Genomic DNA, 13,423 nt, shown 5'->3' on the forward strand with positions numbered 1-13,423 from the left:
ATAAAGATAGAAAAAATTTGTGCTGCAGAGTTTTGTGGACATCTATCTTCAATACATAATATGTCCATTTTTTATTTTGGTTAAAGTTTTTGTAAATTTAAATTTTATCAATGTGACCATGAAAGATACATAACTTCTTCACATTTTTATCTTATAATTACTTGTTAATTATATAACTTAAAAAATTGAAAGGTAAATTAAGATGTTAAGCAAAATGACATTGTGGGATAAAATATTAATCTGCTCACTTATTATAATAAGTCTTGCATGGTTAGGGTTAGCCGTATTATTTAATACAAAAGTAGAGACAAAAGTAATTGAAATTAAAGTATATGGTAATATTGTTGAAAAGTTATTATTAACTGAGGAGGCTGCAGATACTTATAGCTTTGAATATGGAGAAAATACAGGTTTTATAGAAGTCAAGGATGGTGCAGTAAGAATGTTAGAAATGGACAAAGCCATATGCCCTGAAGAGATATGTTCAAAAACAGGATGGATAAAAGAAGAGTATGAAACTATTGTTTGTATGCCTAACGGAATTATTGTTAACATTAAAAACAATACAAACAATCAGGAAAATGATATCGATATAGATATTGTCGCATAAAAATAAGACCTTAGAGGTCTTATTTTTCATAACTTATATTTTTGGAGGGAGATTAAATTGCGTTAATCTGACAATTCAAAATCCATAATTAATTTTACTAATTGTTTATGGAGAAGTTATGGAGAAAAGAAAATATATAAATCACACAATTATTCATAATAACTACATGATTTATTATTAGAATAAATGAGTATAATATAACCAATCTTAATTTAATTTTGGCTATGACATTGGATTAAAAAAATATATGGTGAAAAAGATGAATGAGAAAATATTAGTTGTTGATGATGAGATTAATCTTTCAAATGTTATAAAAGATTATCTATTGCGTGAATCTTACGAAGTTTTCACAGCAATCCGCGGAAATAAAGCTATTGAATTGTTTCATGAGATAGAGCCTGATTTTATTATACTTGATTTAATGCTTCCGGATATTTCAGGAGAAGAAATATGCAAACTTATACGAAAGGAATCTGATGTGCCTATTTTAATGCTCACAGCAAAAAGCAATGAAGATGATAAGGTTACAGGTTTATATATAGGAGCAGATGATTACTTGACAAAACCATTCAGTCCCAGAGAGCTGGTTGGAAGAGTAAGAGCAATTTTAAGACGAACGAAAGGCAAATCTGAATTAACTGATGCACTGGAATTCAATGATAAAGATCTTTTTATTGACATTCCTAAACATAGTGTTCAGAAGGCAGGACAAGATGTAAGTTTAACACCAAATGAGTTTAAAGTATTATTGACCCTGGCACAGAATCCGTATAAAGTTTTCTCCAGAAGTCATTTAGTAAGTCTTGCTTTTGGTTATGATTTTGAAGGCTATGACCGTACTGTTGATACTCATATTAAAAATCTGAGACAAAAAATAGAAGATAATGTAAAAGAACCCAAATATATTGTAACTGTCTATGGGGTTGGATATAAATTTGAAGGAGAATAACATGATAAAAATAAGTGAACAGTTACGAAAGTATTTTGTAACTATCTCAATATTATTAATTGCATTTATTACAATTACTTCAAATATAGGTATAAATTATTTTTTCTCGGATTATATAAAAGATTCAAGAGGCAGAGATGATTTAAAAGTAGTTCAGTACGTGGAACGTGTATACAACGATTATGAAGAGTTGAATTCCCATTCATTGATGAATATAATGCATTATGCATTCAGTGAAGATGTTATCATTCAAATAAGGGACAAGAATGATGTTATAAGCTGGAACAGCAGCACTTTCGGTACATTATACGGAATGATAGATGAATATGCTAATGATGAAGGTAATTTTTCTTTTAGAAGTTATCCATTCATATACAATGAGTCAGAAATAGGAACTATCGATGTGGGACGACCAAAAAGCATAATATCTAATATAGAAGATGAAAAGTTTATTGTAACGATAAACAGTATTTTTGCACTAGCTTCAGTATTGACTTTCATATTTGCAGTACATTCAAGCACTCGTATATCAAAGAGATTTTTAACCCCGATTTATGCAATCAAAGAAAATGCTAATTTAATTGAGCAAGGAAAATATAATTCATTAAATGACATTAATACTAACACATTTGAACTATTTGAATTGTCGGTATCTGTTAAGGAACTTGCAAAAAGATTGAACTATCAGGAACATTTAAGAAAAAGGATGACTACAGATATAGCACATGAGTTGAGAACTCCCCTTGCTGCCATTCAAAGCCACGTAGAGGCTTTTATGGATGGGGTGTGGGAACCAAATGATGAAAGACTTTCTGTTATACATGGAGAAATAATCAGATTAACAAAATTAATCAATGAATTATCTGAATTATCTATAGTTGAGGACGATGAAATAAATCTTAAGTTAAGCTCAATAAATCTCTCGGATATTTTAAATGATATTTTAGACAGCTATGAACCTATGTTCTTGGAAAAAAATATTAATGTAAATAAGAAAATTCTAAATGATGTTAATATGATGGGTGACATTGATTATTTAAAGCGTATTTTCGTGAACATTTTATCTAATGCAATTAAGTACACTAATGAATATGGATCTGTCAGTATTTCTCTTGAAAAAATAAAAGATAAAATCAGAATAACTGTAAATGATACAGGTATTGGAATTCCCAAACAAGATTTAAAATTTATTTTTGAGAGATTTTACAGGAGCGACTTATCAAGAAATCGCCAAACCGGGGGAACCGGCATAGGACTTACTATTACAAAAGCATTGGTGGAAGCACATGAAGGTATAATAAAAATTGATAGCGAAGTAGGAAAAGGAACTAGCGTAATAATTGAATTCAACAGCTAGATACATCCCCTTATGCTGATGTTAATCAGTAATATGGGGTATTTTATTGACATAATTGTTTTTATTATTGAAATGTTAATAAAACTACTTAATTATTTTATTCTTCTTCATAAAATCTTCATATTCGTATGATAAATTATGCAAGTGATAATGATTATCAATATCAACATAAAACATTTGGAGGAAATCATGAAAAAAAATATATTAATCATATTCATATTAGGATTAATTTCACTTATTGGGTGCAGTGCTAAGACTGAGGTAAATCAAACTTACTCAAATGAGCAAAACCAAGAAAGTATTGTAAATGTTTATTCAGCTCGTAATTATGATGTCGACAAGGATTTGTTTTTGCGTTTTGAAGAAGAAACCGGAATAAAGGTTAATTTGATAGAAGGCAAAGGGGATGAACTTTTAGAGCGAATGAACAGAGAAAAAGACAATTCTCAAGCTGATGTTTTTTTAACTGTAGGTGGCGAAAATATTTCTTATGCAAAAGAACAGGGATTACTGCAGGAGCATGAAATAGAAAATTTAGATAAAATCATGGAAGAAGGTTTTTTTGGTAATGACTGGATAGCCCTTACAAAAAGAGCTCGTGTATTGGTGTATAACAAGAACAAGAATCCTGATTATGAGATTAAATCATATTTCGATTTAGGTCAGGATGCATATAATGATAAGTTGCTTGTTCGTTCCGGAACATCTTCATACAATATTGCCTTAACAGCAAATATTATTCAAAATTATGGCTCAGAAAAAGCACGTGAATTTGTGAGTGGAGTTGTAAACAATATGGCTCGTGAACCTCAAGGAAATGATCGTGATCAAGCAAAAGGAGTAATTGCTGGTGATGGTGAATACGCAGTAATGAATACTTATTATGTTATAAAAATGCTTACATCGGCGGAAGCCGCAGAAGTGGAAGTAGCAGAACAAGTTGGGCTTGCATTTCCTGAAGAAACTCATGTTAACATTAGTTGGGGAGGAATAGTAAAAGATTCTAAAAATAAAGAAGATGCAAAGAAACTATTGGAATATTTACTAGAAGCTGAACAACAGAAAGTTTATATGGATGCTAATGGAGAGTACCCTGTTAATATCAATGTTGAATTAAGTGAAACATTAAAAGAGTTTGGTGATTTTAATCTAATGGCTGTTGATTATGAGAAACTCGGAAACCATACAACAGAAGCAATCATGATAATGGATGAATTAGGGTGGAAATAAGAATGAAAAACAAGGTAAATGCTATAAGAATAATCAGTACAATAATTATATTTTTGATTGTTAGTATACTTAGCGAATCTGTACTGGCTATTTTTGAACCTTCAAAGGCTATTTGGAATCATATAAAAGAAAATTTATTGATTGATTATACTATAAATACTGTCTTGCTTGTTTTTTTTAGTATGATGTTTAGTGGCTTAATTGGTACTGTTATGGCATATATAGTTACCTGTTTTGATTTCTTTGGCAGGAAAGTATTGAGCATATTGCTCTACTTTCCTCTTGCCATACCTCCGTATATAGGCGGGTATGTTTATATGAACATGATGCAGGTAAATGGAATAATTGCTAATCTTTTAGGCAGGTCTGTTTACTTAAATTCTTTGTCTATGGCAATTCTTGTGTTTACCCTTTTTTTATTTCCGTATGTATATATAGGAGTGAAAGGATATTTAAGCTATAACATAGGAGGATATGTAGAAAATGCAAGGCTGCTTGGTAAAGGAGAACTTTCCATATTTGCAAAAGTAATAGTACCAATTTCCAAATCGGCTATATTTAGCAGTATGCTTTTAGTTGGATTAGAAGTGTTAGGTGATTTTGGTGTAGTGCAATATTTTGGAGTTCCTACTTTTGCTACTGCCATATTCAAAAGTTGGATTAGTTTTAAGGATTTCGACAGTGCAATACGCCTTAGCGGAAATATGGTTATAGTTGTATTTATTTTGTTGGTATTCAAGAATGTTCTTATAAATAAAAAGAATCAATCAGCTACTACTACAAAATCAAGGCAAATTCATAGACGAAAATTGTCTGTACCAGATCAAGCTGGACTTCTAATAATGGGCTTAACTGTTACTACTCTTTCTTTTGGTCTTCCTATTTATCAGCTTTTTAGATGGGCTGCTGAATCAATAACAAGAGTGCGATATGTAGAAATATTTTCCATGCTAAAGAACACTATTTCAATGACAATGTTAGTTTCAGTAATTATTTTAATAATATCATTTATTCTTGCCTCATATACAAGAGTTAGCTCGAAATTTACAAAAGTTATATATGGAAAGTCTACCTTACTTTCTTACGCTATTCCTGGCTCTGTAGTTGCCATGATGATTATTTTGTTTTTTAGGAATTTGGATTCATCATTGAATATTTCACTTTCAACAACTATTATCATGCTAATAATTGCATACGTGCTCAGGTATTTAGGGGTCGCATATGAAAATTTAGAAAATGGCTTTAATAAGGTGGGTATTAAATTTCATGAAGCTTCAAGATTATTAGGCAACAACTATTATGAATCATTGTTTAAAGTTGATTTGCCAATTCTAAAACCGTTTATAATAAGCTCTTTTTCTATGGTATTAATAGATTTAATAAAGGAACTGCCTTTGACTTTAATTTTGAGGCCTTTCAATTTCCATACCTTAGCTACTCAGGCTTATCAGTACGCCAGTGATGAAATGCTAGCAGAATCAGCGGTTCCAAGTTTAATAATCATCAGTATCTGCATGTTCTTTGTTGTTGGACTTGCTAAAAAAGAAAGGAGAATATGATGTCATATTTTAAATTAAATAACTTATATTTCAATTATCCTAACCAAAAATCAGGAGTAATAGAAAATTTTTCTATGGAGCTGGAAAAGGGTGAAATAGTCGCACTGCTTGGAAACAGCGGAAGCGGTAAAAGTACAATATTGAGATTAATAGCAGGGCTGGAAAAACCAAGCTCAGGAAAGCTGATTATTGATAAAGAGAGAATGTTTGATGAAAATTATTACACAGCCCCACAAGATAGGGGAGTAGGAATGATTTTTCAAGATTACAGTTTATTTCCTAATTTAACTGTGATACAAAATGTTGCTTTCGGAATTAAAGGAAAAAGAAAAAGTGAAAAAATAAAAATTGCAATGAATTATCTTAAAATGGTTCAACTAGATGACCACTCAGATAAATATCCAAGTGAGTGTTCAGGAGGCCAACAACAAAGAATTGCCATCGCGAGAGCACTTGCAGCAGAGCCAAACATCTTATTGTTAGATGAGCCATTTTCAAATTTAGATGAAGAGTTGAAAGTTTCAGTCAGAAAAGAAATAAAGGATTTGCTGAAAAAATTCAAAATGAGTGCTATTTTAGTTACTCATGACCATAATGATGTGGAGGCAGTAGCCGACAGAGTAATTAAAATATCATAAAAATAGAACTCTTATATTATGAGTTCTATTTTTGTTACTAGAAATTAATTTATAAACTTCATAATTTCTCCATAGTCTCTTGATAGAATATAGAAAAGATACACAGATGGATTGAATATTTTTCATTATGTAGTGGACATAATAAAAATAAAAGATTCATAAAAATTAAAAGAGGAGTGGTATAAATGTTAAAATTTATTAAAAATTGGCTTGAAAGATTGGCAAAGGAAAATGAAAAAAGTTTCGGAAGCGGAAGGCTTGATTGCTGTGATTTAAATAGACCAAAAAATATAAATGTACAAACTTCCAACAATTCAAATAAAAAGTAAGCCTTAACAATTAAAAAATAAATTTCAAAAGTACAATGGAGGAAATGCAATGAGCTGTCATGGTAATAAAGATAATAAAGGACATAATCATAGTCCAATAAAACACATGCTTCATATGATTCTTTGCTGCGGTTTACCAATATTAATTTTTGCAGCATTGCCGTTTATATCAAGATTTAGCCCTGGTTCCAGCAGATTATTGGCAGTAATAGCACCATTTATATGCCCTATCATGATGATTGGAATGATACCTATGATGCTTGGCAGAGGCAACAATAATAAAAAGTCAAGCTGCTGTGAAAGCAATGAAGATAACCAAAGTGCACAGCTTGAATTAAACAATACTGCTGAATAATTAATGTGCAGATGAATGCAAAATGGCCGGATTGATTGTAGCAATAACAAAAAAACTTTTAAAGCTCTGATGATTTCAATTTGTCAAAGAGCTTTTTTATTTTAACAATTTTAAAATTATAGTTGTAATAAATTTTATAATCAAATATTATTTATGGAGTACCTATAGAGGAGATTAAATTTTGAACTACTTATAGTTAACTTTGTCACACAATGGCATAACATTTAAAAGAACATTATTGAAAATGGTGGCAGCGATTTAATTTTCATTGCAACATGCAACATACATTTTGGAATAAATACAATAACAATGAGCAACGGTGTACTATTGCAAAGCGAACATTTGTTTGCAAAGTCTTGAATTATGTGCTATAATAGTTTGAAAGGTAATAATTGAATAGTAGTTTAATCAGTGTCAATTTTTATTGAAATTAATTTATCAGGAGTGGTTTCATGCATTACAAGGAGTACAAGTCAATTCTATCAGCTAACAATGGAATTAATATATACAGGGGCTGTAGCCACGGCTGCATTTATTGTGACAGCAGAAGCAGTTGCTATCAGATGAAGCATGAGTTTACAGATATTGAAATTAAAAAAGATGCACCTGCAATGCTTGAAAATGAATTAAGGCGAAAGCGAAAAAAATGCATGATAGGTACAGGTTCCATGTGCGACCCGTATATTCATATTGAAGAAAAAATAATGTATACCAGAAAATGCCTGGAGATAATAGATAGATATGGTTTTGGACTTTCTATTTTAACAAAGTCAAACAGAATCTTACGTGATTTAGATTTACTTAGGAGCATAAATGAAAAATCAAAATGTGTTGTACAAATGACTCTTACTACTGCTGATGAAAATTTATGCCGTATTATTGAGCCTGATGTTTCCACTACAAAAGAGAGAGTTGAAACATTGAAGATACTCAACGAAAATGGAATACCAACGGTTGTTTGGTTATGTCCATTCTTACCTTTTATAAATGATACGGAAGAAAATTTTAGAACACTGATCAATTACTGCATTGAGGCTAACGTTCATGGAATCATATGTTTTGGCATTGGAGTAACTATGCGAGAAGGCAATAGAGAATATTTTTACAGTAAGCTGGATGAACATTTTCCGGGAATGAAACAAAAATATATGAAAGCATTTGGAAATTCTTATGAATGTCACAGTGCTAATAATGACAAGCTTATGAAGATACTTTATCACGAATGTCATAAACATAATATATTGGTTGGGGTAGACAATGTATTTACTTATTTAAAGGAGTTCGAAACCAAAAATATAAATGAACAAATTTGTTTGTTTTGATTATAACATTAGAAAACTTTAGGGTTTTCTTTTTTGATGCTAAAAGTTACATCTATTTTAAAGTAACATATAATGAATATAGGAGATATATATTGGAGAGATTATAATGGATTGTAAGAAGCCAAATTTGTATAACAGTTGTTTTAATTATGGAAATATTGACTATTATAATAAAGTAAATGCAGCTCTTGGTATTATCAATAATGAAGTACCTGTTAATACTGAATACGGATATTTGGAACTTTATGTTACTAAAAATCTCGGCAAGGATATCGCAACTGATGCAGTTGTGACAATATATGCAAGGCAGGGTGACGAATTTCACATTCCAGTAGAAAAAGTTGTTATAGTCAGCAATCCAACCATAATAGAATTGCCCATAGCACATAAATTAGGAAATTTAATTAAGGGTCCTGAATATTATTTTACAACTTATAATTTGACAATAGAAAGTGAGGGCTATTATAAAGTAAACACATTAAATATACGTCTTTTTCCGGAAATCAAAACTTCATTTTTTTACAATTTAAATAAAATTGTTCAAGGCGTTCCTATTGATGAAAAAGTTACGAATATTCCGCCTCATCCAAGAGATGCAATCATAAATAATAATATTTCATTAATGAATCATAAAAAATAAGACCGGAAGGTCTTATTTTTACTTATATTGGGGGAGAAATAAATTGTATAAGCTTCAATTTAAATTCTAAATATATTGTACATCATAAATATGAAGATATTATGGAGAACAATAAATGTAATATTTCATTGTTTTTCAATAAAAAAGCTTCGCCATGCGAAGCTCAGACTATTGACAAACACTGACGCTGTCATCTTAAACGATAGTGAAGGATCTCATCTTTATTGAAAACATGAGATTCTTACGTGTCGCCCTCAGAATCATAACGTCGAAAATTACTTTGTCATAACCTAAGCTTCTTTATGCGAAGCTTTTGTTAATTAATTACTTTTTAATTCAGTCCAAATTTCATCATAAACTACTGTTGTTTCGCCAAGGTCTCTTAGGTGTTCTCCCTTTTTTATGATTTCTGAATCGGGATAAATAACTTCATTATCCAGAGTTTCTGCATCCATGAGCTTGTGAGCTTCAACGTTAGGATTTGCATAAGGGAAACTCTTTGATATTTCCGCGCTTATTTCAGGCTCAAGCAGGAAGTTTATAAATAATTCCGCATTATCCTTGTGAGGAGCACCATTTGGAATTACAAAATTGTCCTGCCATAAATATAATCCTTCTTCAGGGAAGAAAACCTTGATGTCCGGATTTTCCAGCTGTGCAAGCACTGCTTCTGCTCCCCAGACATATCCAACAGCTGCTTCACCGTTTATAAGAGAAGTTTTAGGGCTGTCAGAGTCAAATATTTTAATGTTGTCTTTCAACTTAGCAAGTTCATTTTTTGCTTCTTCAAGCTTAGCAGGGTCGGTTTCATTGAATGAATATCCAAGTTTTTTCAGTGCTATTCCTATAATTGCTCTCTGGTCGTCAAGAACAACCATGCTATTATTAAGCTTGCTGTCCCAGAGATCTGCATAGCTGTTGATTTCAGTATCAATCATTTTAGTGTTTACAGCAACAACTGCATTGCCCCACATGTAAGGTACTGTATATTTGTTTTCAGCATCAAAAGCCAATCCCTTGAATTCATCGCCTATGTTTTTGTAGTTAGGAATGTTGGACATGTTTATTTCCTGAATCAAATTCTGATTTCTCATTACATCAACCATATAATCTGTTGAAACGGCTATGTCAAACTGAGCTCCGCCTGCCATTAACTTTGCAAGCATCTCTTCATTTGATGCATATGTGGTGTAATTTACTTTAATATTATACTTTTCTTCGAATTTTTCTATAACTTCTTCAGGCAGGTACTCTGACCAGTTGAACACATTTAACACTTCTTCGCTTTTTTTCCCAGCTCCGCCTTCTGATTTGCTGCAGCCTGTAAATACTCCTGCTATTATCAATACTGCAATGAATAATGCAGCAATTTTTTTAATACTTTTCAAATTTATTTTCTCCTTTAATATTATTTTTTCTTTTGCTTTTTTTACTTTATCACTTTTAAAACGAAGTTTTTCTGAAAACAATGCTATGCTCAATGTAAAAATCAGCATTAATGTGGACAAAGCATTTATTTCAGGGCTTACTCCAAATTTGACCATTGAAAATATCTGAAGCGGTAAAGTTGTAAAGCCTGGTCCTGAAACAAAAAAGCTTACAATTACATCATCCATTGACAAGGTAAATGCCAATAGCGAACCGGCCAGTATACCGGGAGCTATGAGCGGCAGAGTAATCTTGCAAAATATTTCAAGGGGCTTGGCACCAAGATCCATGGCGGCCTCTTCAAGGGAAGGATCAAAACCTTCAAGTTTGGATCTTACTACAATGACCACATAGGATACACTGAATGTCGTATGTGCAAGTATCAATGTAAGTGCTCCAGTTGGTATTTTAAGCTGTGAAAAGAACATTAATAGTGCTATGCCCATTACAATTTCCGGTATAATAATTGGAACATACAACAATCCGTCAAGCACTGTCTTGCCTCTGAATTTGTACTTGTACATTCCTACGGCTGCCAGTGTACCAATGGCTGTGGAAATCAAGGCGCTTACAAAAGCAACCATGAGGCTGTTTGTCATTGCTGTCACTATAGAGCTGTTATCAAAAAGTTCCAAATACCACTTGAAAGTGAATCCCTGCCACATTGCATTGACCTTTGAATCATTAAAGGAGAACACTATTAATATGATAATAGGAATATATATAACAGAGTAAATTATAAAAGAATATAAAGATAATAAATTTTGTTTTGAATTCATTTTTTTAACCATTACAATACCTCCATGTTTTTATTTTTGTTTAGTATTTTTACATATACACCAAGCAAAATAAAAGTAAGAGCTATTAGCACAATAGAAGCTGCAGAACCAAAAGGCCAATCTCTTGCAGTCAAAAACTGGTTCTTTATAAAGTTGCTTATGAGCATTATTTTACTGCCACCCATCAAATCCGGAATGAAAAACAATCCGAGAGTTGGGATGAAGACCAATATACAGCCTGCTATTATTCCGGGCATTGTCAGCGGGACTGTAATTTTCCAAAATGTCGTCCATGGATTTGCTCCTAAATCAGATGCGGCTTCAAGATATCTTTTATCAAGACTTTCAATTGAAGCATACAGAGGAAGAACCATAAAAGGAAACAGTGTATACACAAGCCCAAGAACTACAGCACCGTTTGTATAGAGAAATTGTATTGGTTCATTTATCATTCCAAACTGCATCAAGTAAGAGTTAATTATACCGCTTGTCCTTAAAAGGGTTATCCATGCGTACGTCCTTATAAGAGAATTTGTCCAAAATGGTATGATTATAAGCATCAGGAGTATCCCTCTTATTCTTTTAGGAGCATTTGCAATGAAATAGGCAAATGGATATCCTGCTGCAAGACAAATTATTGTTGTTATCAATGAAAGCCACAGCGATGATAACAGCATTTTAAGGTACAAAGGATTAAATATTCTCATGTAGTTTTCCAATGTAAATTTAAATTCCACGTTGCCGTATGTTCCGCGGCTTAAGAAGCCTATGGCTATAACAAACATAAGCGGAACAGCTACCAAAATGGAAAGCCAAATTACTAATGGGGACAGGGTCCAAAGGGGTCCTTTGTTTTTTTTCAGTGAATTTGTGGTCATTGCAGAATCACCACCCCATCTTCATAGTCCCACTGAGCAAACATGCTTTTATTTATATCATTAATAGTAGTTGTATTGCCAGTCAGCTCATTGATTGTTATTTCATATCCATTTGACAGAGCAGCAATAGTTTTATTGACAGAACCCGCATAAATTTTTTCCTTTACAGTAACCTTTATTTTATTCATACCTTCTTCAGCTGAAGATACAAGCTTCATTTTTTCAGGCCTTACTGCTACGTATACATTTGCATTTTTCTTTAAAGACAATTTATCAAGAAGAGGCTCTGTTATGGTTATTTCACTTAAGTCATCAATAATAACTTTAATACAATTTTCTGATATGTGACTTACTGTCCCTTCAAATAAATTTGTTTCGCCTATAAAATCAGCCACAAATTTAGTCTTTGGTCTTTCATATATTTCACTTGGTATACCTAATTGCTCTACTTTGCCGTTGTTCATGACAGCAATTCTGTCTGACAAGACCAAGGCTTCTTCCTGGTCATGAGTTACATATATAAATGTTATACCAAGTTTTTGCTGAAGATGCTTCAGCTCTATTTGCATTTCTTTCCTAAGTTTCATGTCCAAGGCACCCAAAGGTTCATCCAATAGAAGTACTTTTGGGTTATTGATAATGGCTCTGGCAATTGCAACCCTTTGTTTTTGCCCGCCGCTTATTTCATTGGGTTTTCTTCCTTCGTAACCTTCAAGACGGACCAACCTCAATGCTTCTTTAACTCTTTTTTTAATTTCTTCCTTAGGCAGTTTTTTTAACTTAAGACCGAAAGCTATATTTTCAAAAATATTCATATGAGGAAAAAGAGCGTAACTTTGAAACACAGTGTTAACATCTCTTTCATATGGTTGATTTTGAGAAACATCTTTCCCATTAAGTAGAATTTTACCTCCCGTAGGCTCTTCAAATCCTGCAATCATTCTTAATGTAGTTGTTTTTCCGCAACCACTGGGACCAAGTAAAGTCAAAAATTCACCTTGTTTAGCTTCAAGGTTGAGATTTTCAATAACTCTTTGACCCCCAAAGTCCTTCATTACGTTCTCGATTCTTACCATTTTTTTAAATTATCTTCCTCCTTATAATTAAATCAGCACTCTGAAACGTTTAAATTCTGCAGTTAAGTGCATTTTTTACAGAATGTTATAATTATAATGGAAGATGTAAGGTTTTACAACAAAAAAATTCATTTTTTTTAATATTTTTTTCGAGAGAAAGTCAATGATTTAACAATGTAGCTTTACATTGAAACTTTAATGAAATTCAATGGTTAAAATCATAAGAAATTTATGAAGAGTTTCAGAAAAATTTTAAGGTTTTCTAAGCATTGT

At 31.9% G+C, this 13,423-nt stretch carries 13 protein-coding genes; 10 read left to right on the top strand and 3 right to left on the bottom strand.

The features are described from left to right. Nucleotides 1-202 precede the first annotated feature (202 nt). The 10 genes from BN358_RS05780 (at nt 203) to BN358_RS05820 (ending at nt 8,989) form a co-directional block, all read left to right on the top strand. The gene (locus tag BN358_RS05780; protein WP_019228263.1) at nt 203-610 is read left to right on the top strand and encodes a NusG domain II-containing protein; all 408 of its coding nucleotides are present in this window, start codon (nt 203-205) and stop codon (nt 608-610) included. Nucleotides 611-869: 259 nt separating this feature from the next. Then, the gene (locus BN358_RS05785; RefSeq protein ID WP_019228264.1) at nt 870-1,559 is read left to right on the top strand and encodes a response regulator transcription factor; all 690 of its coding nucleotides are present in this window, start codon (nt 870-872) and stop codon (nt 1,557-1,559) included. Nucleotide 1,560: 1 nt separating this feature from the next. Further along, nucleotides 1,561-2,916 carry a cell wall metabolism sensor histidine kinase WalK gene (locus BN358_RS05790; RefSeq protein ID WP_019228265.1) on the top strand — a complete coding sequence of 452 codons (1,356 nt, stop codon included), beginning with the start codon at nt 1,561-1,563 and terminating at the stop codon, nt 2,914-2,916. A gap of 189 nt (nt 2,917-3,105) precedes the next feature. Then, on the top strand, nt 3,106-4,146 hold the full coding sequence (locus tag BN358_RS05795) for an extracellular solute-binding protein (protein ID WP_019228266.1): 1,041 nt from the start codon (nt 3,106-3,108) through the stop codon (nt 4,144-4,146). A 2-nt stretch (nt 4,147-4,148) separates the two neighbouring features. Continuing rightward, entirely contained in the window at nt 4,149-5,705 is a 1,557-nt protein-coding gene (locus BN358_RS05800; protein ID WP_040582085.1) for an iron ABC transporter permease, read from the top strand. Beyond that, a complete protein-coding gene (locus BN358_RS05805) occupies nt 5,705-6,343 on the top strand; it encodes an ABC transporter ATP-binding protein (protein WP_019228268.1) in 639 nt (212 codons plus the stop codon). The genes BN358_RS05800 and BN358_RS05805 overlap by 1 nt, the downstream gene beginning before the upstream one ends. Before the next feature lie 185 nt (nt 6,344-6,528). Next, entirely contained in the window at nt 6,529-6,672 is a 144-nt protein-coding gene (locus tag BN358_RS25990) for an LDCC motif putative metal-binding protein (RefSeq protein WP_019228269.1), read from the top strand. A gap of 49 nt (nt 6,673-6,721) precedes the next feature. Then, nucleotides 6,722-7,027 carry a hypothetical protein gene (locus BN358_RS05810; protein WP_019228270.1) on the top strand — a complete coding sequence of 102 codons (306 nt, stop codon included), beginning with the start codon at nt 6,722-6,724 and terminating at the stop codon, nt 7,025-7,027. 452 nt (nt 7,028-7,479) lie between these two features. Beyond that, complete coding sequence (locus BN358_RS05815) at nt 7,480-8,349, top strand: radical SAM protein (protein ID WP_019228271.1); 870 nt, start codon at nt 7,480-7,482, stop codon at nt 8,347-8,349. Nucleotides 8,350-8,455: 106 nt separating this feature from the next. Continuing rightward, nucleotides 8,456-8,989, top strand: coding sequence for a hypothetical protein (locus BN358_RS05820; protein WP_019228272.1), 534 nt, complete (start codon nt 8,456-8,458; stop codon nt 8,987-8,989). Nucleotides 8,990-9,309: 320 nt separating this feature from the next. Here BN358_RS05820 and BN358_RS05825 read toward each other — a convergent pair whose 3' ends face one another. The 3 genes from BN358_RS05825 to BN358_RS05835 are packed head-to-tail and all read right to left on the bottom strand — an operon-like array spanning nt 9,310 to nt 13,150. Then, nucleotides 9,310-11,208, bottom strand: a complete 1,899-nt coding sequence (locus BN358_RS05825; protein WP_019228273.1) for an extracellular solute-binding protein — start codon at nt 11,206-11,208, stop codon at nt 9,310-9,312. Next, nucleotides 11,208-12,074: an ABC transporter permease gene (locus tag BN358_RS05830; protein ID WP_019228274.1), complete on the bottom strand. Its 867-nt coding sequence runs from the start codon at nt 12,072-12,074 to the stop codon at nt 11,208-11,210. Before BN358_RS05830 ends, BN358_RS05825 begins: the two co-directional genes overlap by 1 nt. After that, nucleotides 12,071-13,150 carry an ABC transporter ATP-binding protein gene (locus BN358_RS05835; RefSeq protein WP_019228275.1) on the bottom strand — a complete coding sequence of 360 codons (1,080 nt, stop codon included), beginning with the start codon at nt 13,148-13,150 and terminating at the stop codon, nt 12,071-12,073. The genes BN358_RS05830 and BN358_RS05835 overlap by 4 nt, the downstream gene beginning before the upstream one ends. Between the last annotated feature and the right edge of the window lie 273 nt (nt 13,151-13,423).

This window comes from Sedimentibacter sp. B4 (assembly GCF_000309315.1).
Taxonomy (GTDB): Bacteria; Bacillota; Clostridia; order Tissierellales; family Sedimentibacteraceae; genus Sedimentibacter; species Sedimentibacter saalensis.